At 67.1% G+C, this 19,185-nt stretch carries 19 protein-coding genes; 12 read left to right on the top strand and 7 right to left on the bottom strand.

The window, feature by feature from the left end; translation table 11 throughout:
* Positions 1–37 precede the first annotated feature (37 nt).
* Positions 38–1,045 carry a hypothetical protein gene (locus FG323_RS00690; RefSeq protein WP_220094105.1) on the top strand — a complete coding sequence of 336 codons (1,008 nt, stop codon included), beginning with the start codon at positions 38–40 and terminating at the stop codon, positions 1,043–1,045.
* 31 nt (positions 1,046–1,076) lie between these two features.
* Here the strand turns inward: FG323_RS00690 and FG323_RS00685 are convergent, their stop codons facing one another.
* Both FG323_RS00685 and FG323_RS00680 read right to left on the bottom strand, forming a co-directional pair.
* A complete protein-coding gene (locus FG323_RS00685; RefSeq protein WP_141452509.1) occupies positions 1,077–1,343 on the bottom strand; it encodes a DksA/TraR family C4-type zinc finger protein in 267 nt (88 codons plus the stop codon).
* A gap of 93 nt (positions 1,344–1,436) precedes the next feature.
* A complete protein-coding gene (locus FG323_RS00680) occupies positions 1,437–2,363 on the bottom strand; it encodes a M14 family metallocarboxypeptidase (RefSeq protein ID WP_141452508.1) in 927 nt (308 codons plus the stop codon).
* A 201-nt stretch (positions 2,364–2,564) separates the two neighbouring features.
* On the opposite strand from FG323_RS00680, the gene FG323_RS00675 reads away from it, so the two are divergent.
* Entirely contained in the window at positions 2,565–3,167 is a 603-nt protein-coding gene (locus tag FG323_RS00675) for a DUF1579 domain-containing protein (protein ID WP_181444036.1), read from the top strand.
* Positions 3,168–3,225: 58 nt separating this feature from the next.
* Here FG323_RS00675 and FG323_RS00670 read toward each other — a convergent pair whose 3' ends face one another.
* Positions 3,226–4,140: a VOC family protein gene (locus tag FG323_RS00670; RefSeq protein WP_141452506.1), complete on the bottom strand. Its 915-nt coding sequence runs from the start codon at positions 4,138–4,140 to the stop codon at positions 3,226–3,228.
* A 273-nt stretch (positions 4,141–4,413) separates the two neighbouring features.
* Between FG323_RS00670 and FG323_RS00665 the strand changes: the two genes are divergently transcribed.
* Positions 4,414–4,884: a YaiI/YqxD family protein gene (locus FG323_RS00665; protein WP_141452505.1), complete on the top strand. Its 471-nt coding sequence runs from the start codon at positions 4,414–4,416 to the stop codon at positions 4,882–4,884.
* Positions 4,885–4,901: 17 nt separating this feature from the next.
* Positions 4,902–5,222 (top strand): DUF6122 family protein, encoded by a 321-nt coding sequence (locus FG323_RS00660; protein ID WP_220094104.1) that lies wholly within the window; start codon positions 4,902–4,904, stop codon positions 5,220–5,222.
* Positions 5,223–5,302: 80 nt separating this feature from the next.
* Here FG323_RS00660 and FG323_RS00655 read toward each other — a convergent pair whose 3' ends face one another.
* From FG323_RS00655 to FG323_RS00640, 4 genes are all read right to left on the bottom strand, one after another.
* Positions 5,303–5,614 (bottom strand): hypothetical protein, encoded by a 312-nt coding sequence (locus FG323_RS00655; protein ID WP_141452504.1) that lies wholly within the window; start codon positions 5,612–5,614, stop codon positions 5,303–5,305.
* 142 nt (positions 5,615–5,756) lie between these two features.
* A complete protein-coding gene (locus tag FG323_RS00650) occupies positions 5,757–9,422 on the bottom strand; it encodes a methylmalonyl-CoA mutase family protein (protein ID WP_141452503.1) in 3,666 nt (1,221 codons plus the stop codon).
* Between the two features lie 137 nt (positions 9,423–9,559).
* Positions 9,560–10,489: an alpha/beta fold hydrolase gene (locus FG323_RS00645; protein ID WP_141452502.1), complete on the bottom strand. Its 930-nt coding sequence runs from the start codon at positions 10,487–10,489 to the stop codon at positions 9,560–9,562.
* 15 nt (positions 10,490–10,504) lie between these two features.
* Positions 10,505–11,104 (bottom strand): TetR/AcrR family transcriptional regulator, encoded by a 600-nt coding sequence (locus tag FG323_RS00640; protein ID WP_141452501.1) that lies wholly within the window; start codon positions 11,102–11,104, stop codon positions 10,505–10,507.
* 222 nt (positions 11,105–11,326) lie between these two features.
* Between FG323_RS00640 and FG323_RS00635 the strand changes: the two genes are divergently transcribed.
* The 8 genes from FG323_RS00635 (at position 11,327) to FG323_RS00600 (ending at position 19,185) form a co-directional block, all read left to right on the top strand.
* Complete coding sequence (locus tag FG323_RS00635) at positions 11,327–12,427, top strand: Glu/Leu/Phe/Val dehydrogenase dimerization domain-containing protein (RefSeq protein ID WP_141452500.1); 1,101 nt, start codon at positions 11,327–11,329, stop codon at positions 12,425–12,427.
* Positions 12,428–12,466: 39 nt separating this feature from the next.
* Positions 12,467–13,639 carry an acyl-CoA dehydrogenase family protein gene (locus FG323_RS00630; protein ID WP_141452499.1) on the top strand — a complete coding sequence of 391 codons (1,173 nt, stop codon included), beginning with the start codon at positions 12,467–12,469 and terminating at the stop codon, positions 13,637–13,639.
* 116 nt (positions 13,640–13,755) lie between these two features.
* Positions 13,756–14,931, top strand: coding sequence for a thiolase family protein (locus FG323_RS00625; RefSeq protein ID WP_141452498.1), 1,176 nt, complete (start codon positions 13,756–13,758; stop codon positions 14,929–14,931).
* A 192-nt stretch (positions 14,932–15,123) separates the two neighbouring features.
* The gene (locus FG323_RS00620) at positions 15,124–15,483 is read left to right on the top strand and encodes a hypothetical protein (protein ID WP_141452497.1); all 360 of its coding nucleotides are present in this window, start codon (positions 15,124–15,126) and stop codon (positions 15,481–15,483) included.
* 152 nt (positions 15,484–15,635) lie between these two features.
* Positions 15,636–16,013 carry a hypothetical protein gene (locus tag FG323_RS00615; protein ID WP_141452496.1) on the top strand — a complete coding sequence of 126 codons (378 nt, stop codon included), beginning with the start codon at positions 15,636–15,638 and terminating at the stop codon, positions 16,011–16,013.
* A gap of 123 nt (positions 16,014–16,136) precedes the next feature.
* Positions 16,137–17,744 (top strand): carboxyl transferase domain-containing protein, encoded by a 1,608-nt coding sequence (locus FG323_RS00610; RefSeq protein ID WP_141452495.1) that lies wholly within the window; start codon positions 16,137–16,139, stop codon positions 17,742–17,744.
* Positions 17,745–17,747: 3 nt separating this feature from the next.
* Positions 17,748–18,497: an SDR family oxidoreductase gene (locus FG323_RS00605; protein ID WP_141452494.1), complete on the top strand. Its 750-nt coding sequence runs from the start codon at positions 17,748–17,750 to the stop codon at positions 18,495–18,497.
* Between the two features lie 154 nt (positions 18,498–18,651).
* Complete coding sequence (locus tag FG323_RS00600; protein WP_141452493.1) at positions 18,652–19,185, top strand: polymer-forming cytoskeletal protein; 534 nt, start codon at positions 18,652–18,654, stop codon at positions 19,183–19,185.

Here is a 19,185-nt window from a genome sequence, read left to right as displayed (position 1 = left end):
CCCAGGATGCAATCCGTCCGGGTTGTCGACATGCATAATGCAATGGACATTCCACATCGCGGCGGAAATGACCGAAACTTCCCAGGAAACACTCGCCACCCTGCATGCGCGGGCATACGACGCCATGCACCGTGGGGATCTGCGTGAAGCCTCGTCCGCATTCGAGCGCTTGCTCATGCACTGCCCTGATCGCTCCCACTACCACTACATGCGCGGCCTCGCACACAAGTACCTGATGGACTGGCCGGTATCGCTGCACCACAACCTGCGCGCGATCGAGTTATCCGACGAGATGGACGAGGCGGAGCATTGGAACGCCGCCATCGCCGCCACCGCGCTGGGCGAATGGACACAGGCCCGCCGCCTGTGGGCGGCCTGCGGTGTCCGCGTTCAGGAGGGCGACGGCCCCATTGAAGGCAATCATGGGGTGGCAGTGGTCCGCCTGAACCCCTGGGATGCAGGTGAAACGGTATTCGTGCAACGTATCGACCCGGTCCGCGCCCGGCTGCTCAACGTCCCACTGCCCGAAAGCGGACATCGCTTCGGCGATATCGTGCTCCATGATGGCGCGGCAACCGGTCGTCGTTTCGACGGAGAGCGGGACGTACCGGTGTTCAACGAACTCGAACGGCTGGTTGTTTCCGAGTTCCAGACTTTCGTGGTGTTCGTTTCCAGTCCGGGACCGGACGATGTGATGGCACTGCTTGAAGCGGCCGCCCCCGGTATCGGTTACACGGAAGACTGGACCAGCAGCATCCGCAACTACTGCATGCGTTGCAGCTATGGGACTCCCCATCTCCATTCCGAACAGGACGACACCAGCGACGATTGGCAGCTCGAGCGCAGTCTCGGTATCGCCGCCCAGAGCCGTCATTCGGTCGAAACGCTGCTGCGGGGCTGGATGGCGCAGGGATCCGGCCGCTCGGTCGCTGCCATCGAAGCACGTGAATGCCCGGTTCCCGAGCATCAGGAAGGCTGGAACTGGTGGGTCGGTCCGGAAGACGAGGATGATGGGGACGAGGCGCCGGACACCTCTGCGCGTTGATGCGCTCCGTCCTGACGTCTGGCTGCGTACTTCAACGCAACTGGCTGTCCTTGCTCCCGCGCCGGTTGTACATCTGCGTCTGATCCTGCTCCCGATCGGCCGCCTCCTGGCAGGCCACGCACAGGCGCACGCCGGGCACGGCCTTCTGCCGCGCGGGCGGAATCGGCGCGTCGCATTCTTCGCAATGGGTGAGGCTGGGACCGGTCGGCAGATTGCGACGCGCGCGCGCAATCGCGTCCTTCACGGTCGCGTCGATCTGATCCTGTACGGCGCCGTCGCCGGCCCAACCGGTTGCCATGGTCCTGTCCTCACGCCTATCACCGGACGGAGGTTACACCTGCCGTCCCCGAATGCCTTTCACGGAGCGAAATGGGGCCTGACGCCGAAACCTTCAAGCATGCGCCAGCGCATAGTCGATGGCCGCGCACACCGCCGCCACCTGGGCGTCGTTGCATTGCGCGGGAGTCGCCTTGGGGCTGTCCGGGTAGACCTCGGTGGTGGTGGTGTAGCGCGCGTTGGTCACGCCGGCACACAGGCCCAGCGGCTTGAACGCGTACTCGATGACGCCGGGGGCTACCACCGGTGAGCCAATGATCTCGCCGCTGGCGTCGGCGGGCGCGATGTGGGTGACCTGCTCCACCGCCGCGATCACCGCGCGCTGGAAATCGGGCTGCGGGTTCTCGCTGTCGTCGACCAGGTAGAACCCGTCGGGAATCTCGCCCGGCTCGAACGGCTTGCCGTCGCGCGCCGCCAGGGCCGGGCGGAACTCGCTCTCGTCGGTATCGGTGGTCTCGTGCAGATCGATATGCATCCGCGCCAGATCGCGGATCGGCGCGACCAGCCGGATCAACGCGGCCGATTCCTGCGCCGGGCTGTTTTCCCGGAAGGAGCGGTTCGGATCCAGCGCGTCGGCGTTCCAGCGATGGACGCGCTCGTAGCCCCACGGACTGATGCACGGCGTCACCAGCAGGTTGGCCCGGCCGGCATAGTCCGCCGCACGCTGTTCGAGGAACTGCAGTGCGCCGTGCACGCCGCTGGTCTCGTAACCATGCACACCGCCGGTCACCAGCATGATCGGCAGCGCCGGATTCCAGTCGCGGCTGCGCACGGCGAACAGCGGGTAGCGGCCGTCCGCGCCGTAGTCCAGCTCACCGTACTGTTCCACGTCGAACCGCGCGCGCAAGCGCTCGATGACCGTCAGCACGTCGGCGGCGTAGCTGCGCTGGACGGTCTGGCGGGCACGCCACTCGGCTTTCTCGGCGGCGCCCCAAGGCAGGCCGGGGGTGCCAATGGGATGGAAGCGGTCGGTCGTGTTCATGCGGATGCGACGGGCGGAAGCGGAAAAGAACAGCACTTTAACAGGGGTGCCGAGGCGGGTCCGGTTTCGTCGACGGGGCCAGTGGCCGGGTCCTGCCCGACCGGCGGCGGGATTCCTTCACGCGGGCTGAGCGCGGACTGGTGCAAATACGGCGCACCCCCATGCCCACCGCAACCTGGCCATGTCCCCGGAGGTCCTGCCATGAAGTGCAGTTCCGTTCTCCCCCTTGCCCTCGCCTGCCTGCTACCGGTCGCCTCGGCCGAGGCGCAGGACAACAAGGCACCGTCCATGACGCCCGAAATGAAGGCGATGATGGAAGCCTTCCAGAAGGCCGGCACGCCCGGCGCCGAGCACCGCAAGCTGGCGTCGCTGGCCGGCAACTACGATTTGACCATCAAGAGCTGGCACGCCCCCGACACCCCGCCCACCACCGATACGGGTACCGCGACCCGCAAGATGATCCTCGGCGACCGCGTGCTGGTCGAGGAAGTGAACTCGCAGATGATGGGCCAGCCGTTCACCGGCCAGGGGCTGCATGGGTTCGACAACGTCACCGGCAAGCACTGGTCGACCTGGAACGACAGCATGAGCACCGGGCTGATGGTCAGCGAAGGCACCTGCGATGCCAGCATGGCCTGCACCTACACCGGTACCTATCACGACCCGGTCAGCAAGAAGCCGGTGACCTCGCGCATGACCACACGCTGGTCAGACAAGAGCACAGAGGTGTTCGAGATGTATGCGCCGGGCCCGGACGGCAAGGAGGCCAAGATGATGGAGATTACCTACAGGAAACGTCCCTAGGCGCGCTGCGCAACAGGCTCGGGGCGGTCCTGGACCGCCCCGTTTTACTTGCCGCGGGCTATTTCTCCCGCGCCGCGGCTTCAATCTTCGCGACATCGAGCTTGTGCATGTCCAGGAAGGCGTGCGTGATCCGTCCCACCAGCGCCTCGTCGCCCGAGGTCATCAACTCATCCAGCACTTGCGGCGAAATCTGCCAGGACAGCCCGAAGCGGTCCTTGCACCAGCCGCACTGCTCGGACTCCGGCACCGACGACAGCTGCGTCCAATAGCGATCGATTTCGGCCTGATCGCGGCAGGTCACCAGGAAGGAGATGGCCTCGTTGAAGGCGAAGCCGTGTGGATGGCCACTGTCCATCGCCGCCATCCAGGTATTGCCCAGGCGGAAGTCCGAGAACATGACCGTGCCGGCGCGATCGCTGGCGGTGTCTTCCGCGTAGCGGGCCATGTGCCCGGCTTCGGAATCGTCGAATACCGAACGGTAGAATTCCGCCGCCTCCTCGGCCTTGCCGTACACCTCACCGGTGAACATCAGCACCGGCACGATGCGCGGCCGCGGCGGTGTGCCCGGCGAGTTGAGCATCAGTTGCCAGGACAGGCCGTAGCGGTCCTGCACCCAGCCGTAGCGCTCGCTGAAGGGATACGCATCCAGCGGCATCAGCGCCTGTCCGCCATCGATTAGCTTCGCCCACATCGCATCCAGTTGCTCGCGTGCATCCTCGTCGCGCGCGGGGTCGAAATGGACCAGGAAAGAGATCGAGGGATTGAAGGTGAACACGGGCCCGGCGCTGATCGCCATGAACGGCTGGCCGGCCAGCGTGAACGACACCACGTCGCAGTCGCCGGAGGGCGTGTCGCGCAACCGGACGATGGAATCGACCTGCGAATCGGGAAACAGCGAACAGTAGAATTCGGAGGCCTCCCGGGCCTGGGTATCGAACCAGAGATGCGGGGTGATGGGTTTCACGAGGGACATGCGTTGGCTCCTGCGGAATGGGCGTGTATCCAAGCGACGAACCGGGCCGCCGGAAATCGACACCCTTCCACACATTGCGTAAAGCCCCGGTTGCCAGTGCCAGCGGGCTCGACCTGGCGGAAACGGCTATCGTGTGTGGCCCGCCCCCCCCATTTCCCCGCCCATTCCGGCCCATTCCCCGCCCGTGACTAGATTCCCTGATTCCCACCTGCATCTTCCGCCTGCTTTCACGTCCCGTGCCGTCCGTGACATGCCGCACGTGACACCTCCCTGATGGACGATTCCCCCGCTCCCGCCCCGCAGATCTGGGTGGATGCCGACGCCTGCCCCGGGCCGGTCAAGGAAATCCTGTTCCGCGCGGCCGAACGCGCACAGGTCCAGGTCACCCTGGTCGCCAACCAGTGGCTGCGCACGCCCCCCTCCCGCCACATCCGCGCGCTGCAGGTGCAGGGAGGCTTCGACGTGGCCGATGATGCCATCGCCGAACGCGCGCGGGCCGGCGATCTGGTGGTGACCCAGGACATCCCGCTGGCGGCGCGGGTGCTGGCCAACGGCGCACAGGCCATCAACCCGCGCGGTGATCGCTACACCGCCGATAACATCGCCGAACGGCTGTCCATGCGGAACTTCATGGATGAACTGCGCGGCGCCGGCGTCCAGACCGGCGGACCGGCGGCCTTCAATGCCCGCGATCGGCAGGCGTTCGCCAACCAGTTGGATCGCTGGCTGGCGACGCGGCGCTGAGGGTGCCGGAGACGCCCTTGTCCGACATCGAACTGCGTCCGGCCATCCACCTGCTGCTGCACGTGCTGGTGCCCGTCGCCACCGCGCGCCTGTTCTGGCCAAAGGAATGGAAACGCGCCGCCGCCTGGATGCTGGCCGGCTGGATCATCGATCTGGACCACCTGCTGGCCGATCCGATCTACGCACCCGGACGTTGCAGCCTGGGTTTCCACCCGCTGCATACCTGGCCGGCGATGCCGTTCTACGGTGCGCTGACGATACCGCGCCGGACCCGCTGGTTCGGTGTCGGCCTGCTCATCCACATCACGCTGGACGGGCTCGACTGCCTGATGATGTAGCAGCCCCGCATCGCCCGGACAGCAATCGGCGACGCATCGGCGGGACTGAGGGCGCGTATGCGCCCTCTCCCGCCCGACTGTCAACGCTGATCGGACTTGCGCGGTTCCCGCTGCGGCGCCGCCGGGGTCTGCCCGGTCGCACCGGCGCCATGATTGACCAGGTGCTGCGGCTTGCCCTTCAGCCGGCGCGGCTCGTCATTGCGCTGCGGCGCCGCCGACAGATCGCGCTTGGCGCATTTGCAGTACTTCTGGCCGCCGATGGTTTCGCACTTGTAGACCTCATCCACCGCGCAGGAAGCGGGCGGCGGATTGATCGGACCGCCGGCCAGGGCGGCGCCGGCCAGCAGCAACAGGCCGGCAACGGAGGTGGAGTGGATGATGAACTTGCGCATGGGGTGTCTCCTCGATAGGGGTGGTGCAGGCCACCACTGGCCTGCATTTCCTCTACCGGCAAACACGCCCGCCGGGCGTCATCGGATTTCATCGCCCATCGCAGGAGCGTCTGGAAGGCCGCTCGGCGGCGGCCTTCCGCCCTCACATGTTGCGACGGTACTCCCCGCCCACGTCATACAAGGCATGGCTGATCTGGCCCAGGCTGTGGGTCTTGACCGCGTCCACCAACGCCACGAACACGTTGCGGCGGTCCCGTGCCGCCTTCTGCAGGTAGGCCAGGCCGTGGCCGTCGTGTGGCTCGGCTTCGGCATGTTCCTCCAGCGCGGTGGAATGGGCGTGGTCAGTCTCGCCTTCCGGCGCCAGGCCGTTGCGCGAGGACTGCCAGGCGCGCACGTTGGTGATCTGCTGGCCCTTCTCTTCCTCGGTCGAACGGATCAGCTCGATCTCGGTGGCGATCTCGCCGCCGTGTTCCTTCGGCAGGAAGGTATTGACGCCCACCAGCGGCAGGCTGCCGTCGTGCTTCTTGTGCTCGTAGTACAACGACTCTTCCTGGATCTTGCCGCGCTGGTACATGGTGTCCATCGCGCCGAGCACGCCGCCGCGCTCGCTGATCGCCTCGAACTCCTTGTAGACCGCTTCCTCGACGATGTCGGTCAGGTATTCGACCGCAAAGCTGCCCTGCCACGGGTTCTCGTTGAAGTTGAGGCCCAGTTCCTTGTTGATGATCATCTGGATCGCGACCGCGCGGCGCACGCTTTCCTCGGTCGGCGTGGTGATCGCCTCGTCGTACGCATTGGTGTGCAGGCTGTTGCAGTTGTCGAACAGCGCGTACAGCGCCTGCAGCGTGGTACGGATGTCGTTGAACTGGATTTCCTGGGCATGCAGCGAACGGCCCGAGGTCTGGATGTGGTACTTCATCATCTGGCTGCGTTCGTTGGCGCCATAGCGCTCGCGCATCGCGCGTGCCCAGATGCGCCGCGCGACGCGGCCAATCACGGTGTACTCCGGATCCATGCCGTTGCTGAAGAAGAACGACAGGTTGGGCGCGAAGTCGTCGATCTTCATCCCGCGCGCCAGGTAGTACTCGACGATGGTGAAGCCGTTGGACAGGGTGAAGGCCAGCTGCGAGATCGGGTTCGCTCCCGCCTCGGCGATGTGGTAGCCGGAAATCGACACCGAGTAGAAGTTGCGCACGCCGTTGTCGACGAAGTACTGCTGGATGTCGCCCATCATGCGCAGGGCGAACTCGGTGCTGAAGATGCAGGTATTCTGCGCCTGGTCCTCCTTGAGGATGTCGGCCTGCACGGTGCCGCGCACGGTCTTCAGGGTCTCGGCCTTGATCCGCGCGTAGGTGTCCGCGTCCACCAGTTGATCGCCGGTCACGCCCAGCAGGCCCAGGCCGAGTCCGTCGTTGCCGGCAGGCAGTTCGCCGGAATAGCGCGGACGCTCGCGGCCCGCGAACAGTTCGTCCAGCTTCTTCTGCGCGGCCGCCCAGCGGCCGGCGTCGGCCTTCAGGTACTTCTCCACCTGCTGGTCGATGGCGGTGTTCATGAACATCGCCAGGATGATCGGCGCCGGGCCGTTGATGGTCATCGACACCGAGGTGGTCGGCGCGCACAGGTCGAAGCCGGAGTACAGCTTCTTCATGTCGTCCAGCGTGGGGATGTTGACGCCGGAGTTGCCGATCTTGCCGTAGATGTCTGGACGCGGCGCCGGATCCTCGCCGTACAGCGTGACGCTGTCGAAAGCGGTGGACAGGCGCGCGGCCGGCTGGCCCAGGCTCAGGTAGTGGAAGCGGCGGTTGGTCCGCTCCGGCGTGCCTTCGCCGGCGAACATGCGGATCGGATCCTCGCCGGTGCGGCGGTACGGATACACGCCGCCGGTGTACGGATAGCTGCCCGGCAGGTTTTCCTTCTGCAGGAAGGTCAGCAGTTCGCCCCAGCCGCGGTACTTCGGCGCGGCGATCTTGGGGATCTTCTGGTGGCTGAGCGACTCGCGGTAGTTCTCGATGCGGATGGTCTTGCCGCGCACCTCGTACTCGTTGACCTCGTCGGTCGCCGCCTTCAGGCGCGCCGGCCACTCGCGCAGCAGCTTCAGCGCGTCGCTGGACAGTGACTGCACGGCGTCCTGGTAGCGCTGACGCAGGGTCAGCAGGGAGCGGTCGACTTGACCTGCCCCCTCCCCCGCCCGCGGGGGAGGGTTGGAGTGGGGGTCGGTGTCACCCGTCCTGCCCCCATCCGCCCTTCGGGCACCTTCCCCCGCAAGCGGGGGAAGGAGATCTTCGGCGGCATACAGATCCAGCGCCTTGGGGAGTGCCGGGTCGTCAAGATCGCGCAGCGACTGCCAGTACGACTGTGCGCGGCTGGCGGTTTCGGCCTCGCTCTCGATGCGACGGTTGATGCCGCGGCCCTGCTCTGCGATCTCGGCCAGATAGCGCACGCGCGCACCGGGAATCAGCACGGTCGCGCGCGGCTCCTTCAATTCGGTGTCGATATCCGGCGTCCATTTCTCCGCCGGCAGGTGCAACTTCCCGCGCAGAAGGCGGCACAGGTTGGCGAACATCCAGCTGATGCCGGGATCGTTGAACTGGCTGGCGATGGTCGGATACACCGGCACTTCCGCATCGGGCGTCTGGAACGCCACCCGGTTGCGCTTCCACTGCTTGCGCACGTCGCGCAGCGCGTCCTCGGCGCCGCGTTTGTCGTACTTGTTCAGCACCACCAGTTCGGCGAAGTCGAGCATGTCGATCTTCTCCAGCTGGCTGGCCGCGCCGTAGTCGCTGGTCATCACGTACATCGGGAAATCGACCAGATCGACGATTTCCGAATCGCTCTGGCCGATGCCGGCCGTCTCGACGATGATCAGATCGAAACCCAGCGACTTCAGGTAGGCGATGCAATCCTTCAGCACCGCGTTGGTCGCCACGTTCTGCCGGCGGGTCGCCATCGAACGCATGTAGATGCGTTCGCTGCGCAGCGAGTTCATGCGGATGCGATCGCCCAGCAGCGCGCCACCGGTGCGGCGGCGGGTCGGATCGACCGAAATCACCGCCATCCGCATCTGCGGGAAGCTGGACAGGAACCGGTTCATCAGTTCGTCGGTCACCGATGACTTGCCGGCGCCGCCGGTGCCAGTGATGCCTATTACCGGCGCTGCGCGCCGGAGGGAATGGGGATTGGAGAATGGGGAATCGGAAGCGCGGCCCGCCGCCCACTGCTTGCGCAGCTTGTCCAGTTCGGCCTCCGAAAATTCTCCGTCTTCGATGGCACTGAGCATCCGGCCGACCGCGGCCTCGTTCTCGGCGCCTTCGGCCTGCGCTTTCTGCGATTCCCGATTCCCGATTTCCGATTCCCGCGCGCCTTCGGCGCGCGCGACCACATCCTCGATCATCTCCACCAGCCCCATCTTCATGCCGTCGTTGGGGTGGTAGATGCGTTCGACGCCGTAGGCCTGCAGTTCGGCGATTTCCTCGGGGGTGATGGTGCCACCGCCGCCGCCGAACACGCGGATGTGGCTGGCGCCGCGCTCCTTGAGCATGTCGACCATGTACTTGAAGTACTCGACGTGGCCGCCCTGGTAGCTGGACAGGGCGATGCCGTCGGCATCCTCCTGCAACGCGGCGCGCACCACGTCCTCGACGCTGCGGTTGTGGCCCAGGTGGATTACTTCGGCGCCCTGTCCCTGGATCAGGCGGCGCATGATGTTGATCGCTGCATCGTGGCCGTCGAACAGGCTGGCCGCGGTAACGAAACGCAGCGGTGATGCATCCGCGCGTGCTGCAGGAAGTTGGGAAGCCGGTGTGCTCATTCGCGCCCTCACTCGCGTATTGCATGCATTAGAGGCGGAATTGTAGCGCGCGGCGGAGTTCGGCCCCATGGCGCCTTGGGTCGAAGCACCCTACGCCGCCGTCTGGCGCGGCGACGCAGAGCGGGTCGAACGCCTGTTCAGGCGAATCCGTAAGGCAGGTCCGGCGTGGACACGACGCGCTGCCCCACCGCGCGTCCGTCCAGGTAGGACATCGCCGCGGCAATGACGCCGGGGTCGGTGAGGATGCGGTTGTGTCCGAGCCCGGTGGTGCTCAGCAGCCGCGCTTCCGGCCAGTAGCGCGCATAGCGCTCGCCTTCCGACCAAGGCACTTCGCGGTCTTCCAGGTCATGGACGATCAGTGCGGGACTGGCGATTCGGGGCGCATTGAGGTGCGCCTGGAATCCCTCCACCGCCATGCCGGTCAGCGACTCGAATTCGTCGAACAGGCGAGCCGAAAGATGCGCGGCGAGACCGACGAAGCCACCGAAGCGCTGCGCCGCGGCGATGGGATCGGCGGCCGGCGCGATCAGGACCGCGCGTTCCGCCTTCAGCCCGCGCGAGAGCGCGATCATCGCGGCGGCCCCGCCGAGGGAATGCGCGACCAGCGCCTGCACGCCGCCGAAGCGTTCGGCGAAACGGTGCAGGACGTCGGCGAACATCGGCAGGGTCGCCCGGTACCCGCTGCTGCGACCATGTGCGATCTGGTCCAGTGCCACCACCGCGTAGCCGGCCTGGCGCAGCGGTTCCACCCACGGCAACAGTTGCAGCCCATAGCCCGACCAGCCATGCGCCAGCAGTGCGATTGGCTGGCGCTGGAGGTCCCCCCAGGCATACCAGGCGAGCCGTTCGCGGCCGTGCGCGAAGGTGTGGACGCTGGCGCCCCAGGTATCGCTGCGGCGGGCGCGCTCGCGTCCACCGGGCATCGGCGTGCCGAACAGGCGGAAGGCGCGCTGGAGCGTGGCTTCCGGCATCAGCCAACTGCCCACGGCGAAGGCGGAACGCAGCGGCAGCAGGCGGACATTTTTGCGAACGATCGTGCTTTTTCTTGGCGAAACGACGGCGGCCATGGGGGACTCTCCGGATCAGGCGGCGTAGGAGGCGAACAGGTGATCGAGCGCCCGCCGGGCCAGGGCTTCGGCCTGGGCGGGGTCGTACAGGCGGGCGTTGTGCAGCCCTTCGGTGATGGCGAACAACTGGAACGACACCAGCACCGGATCGGTGTCGGCGGCGAACTCGCCGCTGTCGATGCACATCTGCGCGGCCTTGGCGACCACGCCGCGCCATTCGGTCAGCCAGGCGATCACGCGCTCGCGCATGATCCCGGGACGGGCGTCGTATTCGTTGGCGGCGCCGAGAATCACGCATCCATCGGGATTGGCCCGCACCCAGGCGAACCAGCCGTCCATGATCGCGCGCAGCCGCGCCTGTCCGCGCGGCTGCCGCAGGGCCGGCGCCATCACCGCCTCGCCGAAGCGGCGCGCGGTCCAGTCCAGCAAGGTGAGCTGCAGATCCTCGCGGGAGCCGAAGTGCGCGAACACGCCGCTCTTGGACATGCCCGCGGCCTGCGCCAGTTCGCCGATGGACAGGCCTTCCAAGCCCTGCCGGCAGGCGATGGCATAGGCCCGCTCGACAATCATCTCGCGGGTGGCGGTGCCCTTGCTGGTGGCGGCGCACAGATTCATGGCCGGCAAAATAGCACGGTCGTTCGCATCTGTCAGCTGGCCGGGGAGCGGCACGAAAACGGGATCCCTTCCACAAACTGCCCCCGGCCGGCCGTATGGATTAGAATGCCCGCCTGCGACGACCACGGCGAGCCGGAAACGTCGCTTTTTTGTTTTTCGAACAAGCGGTTAGCCAAAGCCACCCGGCGTAGCCCGCGGCCCCACGCCGCACCGGAGCCCCAGATGATCTTCGAAACCCTCGACACGTCCGGCCATGAGCAGGTCGTCTTCTGCCACAACCCCGACGCTGGCCTGAAGGCCATCATCGCGGTTCACAGCACGGTCCTGGGTCCGGCCCTGGGTGGGGTGCGCATGCGCCCGTACGGCGACAGCCAGGCGGCGCTGACCGACGCGCTCCGGCTCAGCCGCACCATGACCTACAAGAACGCCTTGGCCGGGCTCAACGTCGGTGGCGGCAAGGCCGTGATCATCGGCGACAGCACCGCCGACAAGACCGAGGTGCTGTTCCGCTCGTTCGGCCGTTATGTCGACTCGCTGGGCGGTCGTTACATCACCGCCGAGGACGTGGGCACCGACGTCAACGACATGGAGAACGTCTACCGCGAGACCGAATACGTGGTCGGCGTGCACCAGGTCCACGGTGGTTCGGGCGACCCCGCCCCGTTCACCGCCTACGGCGCGCTGCAGGGCCTGATGGCCACCCTCAACCGCAAGTTCGGCAACGAGGAAATCGGCAAGTACAGCTTCGCCGTGCAGGGCCTGGGCCATATCGGCATGGAGTTCGTCAAACTGCTGAAGGAACGCGGCGCCAAGCTGTTCGTCACCGATCTCAATCCAAAGCTGGTGGAGTACGCGGTGGAGGAATACGGCGCCGAGGCGGTCAAGCCGGACGAAATCTACGACCTGCCGGTGGACGTGTTCTCGCCGTGCGCGCTGGAATACGCGATCAACGCCGAGACCCTGCCGCGCCTGAAGGCCAAGGTCATCTGCGGCACCGCCAACAACCAGATGTCGCACGTCACCGGCGTGGAGGCCGCCAAGCGCGGCATCCTGTACGCGCCGGATTACGCGGTGAACGCCGGCGGCGTCATCAACGTGTCACTGGAAATCGACGGCTACAACCGCGAGCGCGCGATGCGGATGATGCGCACCATTTACCACACCGTCAGCAAGATCTTCGATCTGGCCGAACGCGAGAACCTCGCGCCGCAGTACGCCGCCGACCGCATCGCCGAGGCGCGCATCGCCGCCATCGGCAAGCTCAAGCTGCCGCTGGGCCGGACCGCACCACGCTTCATGGGGCATCTGCGCGGAGAGCGTTGATCGCCAATACCCACAGGCCGCAATAGGAGGGAGGACCGAATGCGACCCGTTTCAATCGCTGCTTTTCCACTTGGCGAGGACATCGACGCGCTGCGCGACGCCGTGCGCCGGTTCGCGGATGCCGAGATAGCCCCGCGCGCCGCGCAGATCGATCACGACAACGTGTTTCCGCAGGACCTGTGGCCCAAGCTGGGCGACATGGGCCTGCTGGGCATGACCGTGGACGAGGCCTTCGGCGGCAGCGGCATGAGCTACCTCGCCCACCTGGTGGCGATGGAGGAAATCTCGCGCGCCTCCGGTTCGGTCGGCTTGAGCTATGGCGCGCACTCGAACCTGTGCGTGTCCAACCTGTTCCTCAACGGCAACGACGCCCAGCGCCGCAAGTACCTGCCGAAGCTGTGCACCGGCGAGTGGAAGGGCGCGCTGGCGATGAGCGAACCGGGCGCCGGTTCGGACGTGGTCGGTTCGATGGGCTGCCGCGCGGAACTGCGCGACGGCGTTTGGGTCGCCAACGGCAACAAGATGTGGATCACCAATGGACCGGAAGCTGACGTGCTGCTGGTCTACATGCGCACCGCCGGCAAGGAGGCGGGCAGCAAGTGCATGACCGCCTTCATCGTCGAGCGCGGCATGAAGGGTTTTTCCACCGCGCAGAAGCTGGACAAGCTGGGCATGCGCGGCAGCAACACCTGCGAACTGGTGTTCGAGAATTGCGAGATCCCCGTGGAAAACGTGCTGGGCGAAGTCCACCAGGGCGTGCGCGTGCTGATGAGCGGCCTCAACACCGAGCGGCTGGTGCTGACCGGCGGCCCGATCGGGCTGATGCAGGCGGCCATGGACATCACCCTGCCCTACGTGCGCGAACGCCGCCAGTTCGATTCGCCAATCGGCACCTTCGGCCTGATGCAGGGCAAGCTCGCCGACATGTACACCGCCCTGCAATCCAGCCGCGCCTTCGCCTACCAGGTCGCGCGCGATTACGACGCCGGCACGGGTTCGCGCGCCGCCGCGGCCGGTTGCCTGCTGCATGCCTCCGAGGCCGCGGTGCAGGTCACCCTGGAAGCCATCCAGGCGCTGGGCGGCAACGGCTACATCAACGAGTTCGACACCGGCCGCCTGCTCCGCGACGCCAAGCTCTACGCCATCGGCGCCGGCACCAACGAAATCCGGCGCATGCTGATCGGCCGCGAACTGTTCGACGGCCGCGCCTGAACAGGCACTCCACCGCCGCCCGGTCCGCCGGGCGGTTCTCCCCTGTCCGAATGGCCGATTGCTGCACCGCACCGCGAGCGGGATAATCCGGCCACCCCTACACGAGGTTCCGTTTCATGTCCGATATCGTCATCGCCGCCGCCAAGCGCACCGCCATCGGTTCCTTCATGGGCCAGTTCACCGGCGTGCCGACCCCGACCCTGGGCGCGGCGACCATCCGCGCGGCGCTGGAGCAGGCCGGCGTCCCCGCCGCCGATGTCTCCGAGGTCATCATGGGCTGCGTGTTGCCCGCCAACCTGGGCCAGGCCCCCGCCCGCCAGGCCTCGCTGGCCGCTGGCCTGCCGACCGATGTCGGCTGCACCACCATCAACAAGGTCTGCGGTTCGGGCATGAAGGCGATCATGCTGGGGCACGATCTGATCAAGGCCGGTTCGGCCAGCATCGTCGTCGCCGGCGGCATGGAGTCGATGACCAACGCCCCGCACCTGATCCCGAACTCGCGCACCGGCAACCGCTTCGGCAACTTCCAGGCAGTCGACCACATGGCCTGGGACGGCCTGACCAATCCGTACGACGGCCAGGCCATGGGCGTGTTCGCCGAGGCCACCGCCGCCAAGTACGGCTTCACCCGCGAGGAGCAGGACGCCTATTCGACCGAATCGGTCAAGCGCGCCCAGGCCGCCCAGCAGTCCGGTGCCTTCGACGCCGAAATCGTTCCGGTCAAGGTCGCCACCCGCAAGGGCGAGATTGAAGTCGGCACCGACGAGCAGCCCGGCAAGTCCGACCTGGCCAAGATTCCGACCCTCAAGCCGGCCTTCAAGAAGGACGGCACGGTCACCGCCGCCAGCTCGTCCAGCATTTCCGATGGCGCCGCCGCGACCGTCCTGCTGACCGCCGAGGAAGCCGCCAGGCGCGGCCTGCAGCCGCTGGCGAAGATCGTCGGCCACACCACCTTTTCGCAGCAGCCCGAATGGTTCACCACCTCCCCGGTCAGCGCCATCGACAAGCTGCTCAAGCAGGTCGGCTGGACGGTGGACCAGGTGGATCTGTTCGAGGTCAACGAAGCGTTCGCGGTGGTCGCGATGGCCCCCATCAAGGATCTCGGCATCCCGCACGCCAAGCTCAACGTCAACGGTGGTGCCTGTGCGTTGGGCCATCCGATCGGCGCTTCCGGTGCCCGACTCGTGGTCACCCTGATCAACGCGTTGCGCCAGCGTGGCGGCAAGCGCGGCGTGGCGTCGCTGTGCATCGGCGGTGGCGAAGCCACCGCGATCGCGGTCGAAATCGTCTGAGCCATCGACCCTGCCCGCGGTCGCGGTATCCCTGCGGATACCCGGCCGCTTGCCTTTTTGGCGGTCCGATGGGTGCTTTAACGAAGGTTTGACAAAAATAACCAGCGGACCGCTTGACAGGCGTAACTGGCTTGTCATCATGTTGCAGGCGCGCAATAGCGCGTTGCCTAACTAACGACGAGGAAATGCAACATGACCATGAACAAGGCTCTGATCGCGCTGGCCCTGGGTTTCGCCCTGGCTGCGTGCTCGAACCAGGAACAGGCTGCTGACGCCGCTGCCGACGCCAACGCCGCTGCGACCGAAGCCCAGGCTGCTGCCGACGCCGCCGCCCAGGCCGGCACCGCGACCGCCGACGCCGCCCAGCAGTCGGCTGACGCCGCTGCCACCGCCGCCGACGCTGCTGCCACCGCCGCGACCGACGCCGCTGCCGCTGGCACCGCCGCCGCTGGCGACGCCGCTGCCGACGCCGCTGGCCAGGCTGCCGACGCTGCCGGCCAGGCTGCCGACGCTGCCAAGGACGCTGCTGCTCCGGCCGAAGAAAAGAAGTAATCACTTCTTAGCTTCATAGCGTTAAAATTGAAAAAGCCGCCGGTTGATTGGCGGCTTTTTCTGTACCCGGGCCCGGGCACTGGCGCCGCTGTCCCAGCGGGCAAGGACGCTCACCCGTTTTGCTCTCAACCAAAACCTCACTGGGGATCCAAATGAAGACCAAGTTCTACATCCTGCTGGCCGCCGCCGTTCTGGCCCTGAGCGCCTGCAACAAGAGCGAAACCACCGACGCCGCTGCCACCGACGCTGCCGCCGCCGCCGACCAGGCTGCCACCGCCGCTGGCGACGCCGCTGCCGCCGCCGGTGACGCCGCCGCCGCCGCTGGTGACGCTGCTGCCGCTGCCGCCACCGACGCTGCCGCCGCCACCGCCGACGCTGCTGCCCAGGCTGGCGACGCCGCTGCCGCTGCCACCACCGATGCCGCCGCCACCGCGGCTGGCGCCGTGGCCGACGCTGCCCAGGCGACCGCTGACAAGGCTGCCGAAGTGGCCGACAAGGCTGACGCCAAGGCTGAAGAAGCCAAGAAGTAATCGTCCGGCCAACGCCGAACACGACAAGGCCCGCGCAAGCGGGCCTTGTTTTTTGCGGCGCGGAAAGTTTGGCGGACCTGCGGCTTTGTGTTTACATGCCGCCTTTCCCGTTCCGGTCGCCGCATGTCCGCCATCACTTCGCAACTCGATCCGCGTTCGCAGGAATTCCTCGACAACGCCGACTACCACCGGGCGCTGGTCGCCGAACTCGATCGCCGGCTGGCGCGGGCCGCGGACGGCGGTGGCGACAAGGCACGCCAGCGCCATACCGAGCGCGGCAAGTTGCTGGCGCGCGACCGCATCACCGCATTGCTTGATCCGGGCTCACCGTTCCTGGAAATCGCTCCGCTCGCCGCGGAGGACATGTACGACGGCGCCGCGCCGGCGGCCGGCATGGTCTGCGGCATCGGCCGGGTGATGGACCAGGAAGTGGTGGTGGTCGCCAACGATGCCACGGTCAAGGGCGGCACCTACTTTCCGATGACGGTGAAGAAGCACCTTCGCGCACAGGAAGTCGCGCGCGAGAACCGCCTGCCCTGCATCTACCTGGTCGATTCCGGCGGCGCGTTCCTGCCGCTGCAGGACGAGGTGTTTCCGGATCGCGAGCACTTCGGCCGGATCTTCTACAACCAGGCGCGCCTGAGCGCCGACAACATCCCGCAGATCGCGGTGGTGATGGGCAGTTGCACCGCCGGCGGCGCCTACGTGCCGGCGATGAGCGACGAATCGATCATCGTCAAGGAGCAGGGCACGATCTTCCTCGGCGGCCCGCCGCTGGTGAAGGCCGCCACCGGCGAAGTGGTCGATGCCGAGGCGCTGGGCGGCGCCGACGTGCACACCAGCGTTTCCGGCGTGGCCGATCATTTCGCCGAGGACGATCGCGACGCCCTGCAGATCGCCCGCCGCCTGGTCGGCAATCTCAACCGGCGCAAGGCCGTGCCGGTCGCGGTGCGCGAAGCGCGCGAGCCGCTGCATCCGGCCGACGAGTTGTACGGCATCGTGCCGAAGGATACCCGCCGGCCGTTCGACATCCGCGAGGTCATCGCCCGCGTCACCGACGGCAGCGAACTGGACGAATTCAAGGCGCGCTACGGCAAGACCCTGGTGACCGGCTTCGCCCACCTGCACGGCTACCCGGTCGGCATCATCGCCAACAACGGCATCCTGTTTTCCGAAAGCGCGCTCAAGGGCGCGCACTTCATCGAACTGTGCAACCAGCGCGGCATCCCGCTGGTGTTCCTGCAGAACATCACCGGCTTCATGGTCGGCCGCAAGTACGAGAACGCCGGCATCGCCAAGGACGGCGCCAAGATGGTCACCGCCGTGGCCTGTTCGTCGGTGCCCAAGTTCACCGTGGTGATCGGCGGCAGCTTCGGCGCCGGCAACTACGCGATGTGCGGACGTGCCTATGGCGCGCGCTTCCTGTGGATGTGGCCCAACGCGCGCATCAGCGTGATGGGCGGCGAGCAGGCCGCGAGCGTGCTGGCCACGGTCCGCCGCGACGGCATCGAGGCCGGCGGCGGCCACTGGGCGGCGGAAGAGGAAGAAGCCTTCAAGGCTCCCATCCGCGAGCAGTATGAAACCCAGGGCAGTCCCTGGTACGCCACCGCGCGGCTGTGGGACGACGGCATCATCGATCCGGCCGACACCCGCCGCGTGCTCGGCCTGGGCCTGTCGGCGTCGCTCAACGCACCGATCGAACCGGCACGCTTCGGCGTGTTCCGGATGTAGTCCATGGCGGCGCCTGTCCTGCTGGTGACCGGCGGCGGTCGCGGCATCGGCGCGGCCACCGTCCGCCTGGCCGCCGCGCGCGGCTACTCGGTGGCGATCAACTACCGGCGCGATGCCGTCGCCGCGCTGGCGCTGGTCGAGCGCATCCGCGCCGACGGCGGGCAGGCGGCCGCGTTCGCCGCCGATATCGCGGTGGAATCCGAAGTGGAACGCCTGTTCGCGCAAGTGGACGACGCCTTCGGTCCGCTCGATGCGCTGGTCAACAACGCCGGCGTGCTGGAAACCCAGATGCGGGTGGAGGCGATGGACGCGGCCCGCGTGCAGCGCATCCTGGCCACGAACGTGATCGGCCCCCTGGTCTGCTGCCGCGAGGCGATCCGGCGCATGTCGACCCGCCGGGGTGGCCGCGGCGGCACCATCGTCAACGTGTCCTCGGTGGCCGCGCGCACCGGTTCCCCGGGCGAGTACGTCGACTACGCCGCCTCCAAGGGTGCGCTGGATACGCTCACGATTGGCCTGGCCCAGGAAGTCGCAGCCGACGGTATCCGGGTCAACGCGGTGCGCCCCGGGTTCATCCATACCGACATGCATGCCAGCGGCGGCGAACCGGACCGGGTGGAACGGGTCAAGGCGTTCGTGCCGATGAAACGCGGCGGCCAGCCCGAAGAGGTCGCGCGGGCGATCCTCTGGCTCCTCTCCGGGGAAGCCAGCTACACCAGCGGCACCTTCCTCGACGTCGCCGGCGGCCGCTGAGCCGCCCCTCTTCAGCTGCGTGAGCGTGGCCTGCACATCGCCGACCCGTGCATGAATCACGGCGACGAACCGACCAATGGGCAAAGGCGGTCACAACCTTGACCCGGACGACGGGCGATAGTCGGGCGTTCACATCGCCCGGAGTTGCCGCTTTATGTCCATCTGGAAAGACCAAGGCCCCGCCAAGAAGGATGCCGTTCCGCTGCCGCCGGAGCCCTCGCCCGCGCCCGCGCGCGAAGCCTCGGCGGCCGCGGATTTTTCCCCGACCGTCAGCAACCCGCCAGGCATGCGCGCCGCCCCCGCTCCCGAGCGCGAGGTCAAGGAATCGCTGATCGCCGCCGACCTGACCATCGAGGGCAAGATCGAAGGCACCGGCCACATCCGCATCGCCGGCAAGTTCAAGGGCGACGTCAACGTGCAGGGCGACCTCACCATCGAGAACGGCGCCAAATTGAACGGCGGCGTGCGCGCCAAGAAGGTGATCATCGCCGGCGAGCTGGAGGGCAACATCGAATCCGCCTCGCGGGTGGAGCTGCTCGCCTCCGGCGTGCTCGTGGGCGACGTCAAGGCCGGCTCGCTCACCGTCGCCGCCGGTTCGCGGATGCGCGGCCAGGCCGACTTCGGCTGGGAAGAGGACAAGGCCGCGCCGCGCGCCGCCAAGGCGGCCAACGGTCCAGACGCCGGCTAA

Origin of the sequence: Pseudoxanthomonas sp. z9 (assembly GCF_006542425.1) — a bacterium.
Taxonomy (GTDB): Bacteria; Pseudomonadota; Gammaproteobacteria; order Xanthomonadales; family Xanthomonadaceae; genus Pseudoxanthomonas_A.
The sequence above is the reverse complement of the archived record's forward strand: the minus strand, read 5'-3'. Positions and strand labels throughout refer to the sequence as shown.

Bases quoted from the DNA above. Each gene is read 5' to 3' on its own strand.
- FG323_RS00690 (WP_220094105.1), top strand. From the start codon at position 38: ATGCAATGGACATTCCACATCGCGGCGGAAATGACCGAAACTTCCCAG.
- FG323_RS00685 (WP_141452509.1), bottom strand. From the start codon at position 1,343: ATGGCAACCGGTTGGGCCGGCGACGGCGCCGTACAGGATCAGATCGAC.
- FG323_RS00680 (WP_141452508.1), bottom strand. From the start codon at position 2,363: ATGAACACGACCGACCGCTTCCATCCCATTGGCACCCCCGGCCTGCCT.
- FG323_RS00675 (WP_181444036.1), top strand. From the start codon at position 2,565: ATGAAGTGCAGTTCCGTTCTCCCCCTTGCCCTCGCCTGCCTGCTACCG.
- FG323_RS00670 (WP_141452506.1), bottom strand. From the start codon at position 4,140: ATGTCCCTCGTGAAACCCATCACCCCGCATCTCTGGTTCGATACCCAG.
- FG323_RS00665 (WP_141452505.1), top strand. From the start codon at position 4,414: ATGGACGATTCCCCCGCTCCCGCCCCGCAGATCTGGGTGGATGCCGAC.
- FG323_RS00655 (WP_141452504.1), bottom strand. From the start codon at position 5,614: ATGCGCAAGTTCATCATCCACTCCACCTCCGTTGCCGGCCTGTTGCTG.
- FG323_RS00650 (WP_141452503.1), bottom strand. From the start codon at position 9,422: ATGAGCACACCGGCTTCCCAACTTCCTGCAGCACGCGCGGATGCATCA.
- FG323_RS00645 (WP_141452502.1), bottom strand. From the start codon at position 10,489: ATGGCCGCCGTCGTTTCGCCAAGAAAAAGCACGATCGTTCGCAAAAAT.
- FG323_RS00640 (WP_141452501.1), bottom strand. From the start codon at position 11,104: ATGAATCTGTGCGCCGCCACCAGCAAGGGCACCGCCACCCGCGAGATG.
- FG323_RS00635 (WP_141452500.1), top strand. From the start codon at position 11,327: ATGATCTTCGAAACCCTCGACACGTCCGGCCATGAGCAGGTCGTCTTC.
- FG323_RS00630 (WP_141452499.1), top strand. From the start codon at position 12,467: ATGCGACCCGTTTCAATCGCTGCTTTTCCACTTGGCGAGGACATCGAC.
- FG323_RS00625 (WP_141452498.1), top strand. From the start codon at position 13,756: ATGTCCGATATCGTCATCGCCGCCGCCAAGCGCACCGCCATCGGTTCC.
- FG323_RS00620 (WP_141452497.1), top strand. From the start codon at position 15,124: ATGACCATGAACAAGGCTCTGATCGCGCTGGCCCTGGGTTTCGCCCTG.
- FG323_RS00615 (WP_141452496.1), top strand. From the start codon at position 15,636: ATGAAGACCAAGTTCTACATCCTGCTGGCCGCCGCCGTTCTGGCCCTG.
- FG323_RS00610 (WP_141452495.1), top strand. From the start codon at position 16,137: ATGTCCGCCATCACTTCGCAACTCGATCCGCGTTCGCAGGAATTCCTC.
- FG323_RS00605 (WP_141452494.1), top strand. From the start codon at position 17,748: ATGGCGGCGCCTGTCCTGCTGGTGACCGGCGGCGGTCGCGGCATCGGC.
- FG323_RS00600 (WP_141452493.1), top strand. From the start codon at position 18,652: ATGTCCATCTGGAAAGACCAAGGCCCCGCCAAGAAGGATGCCGTTCCG.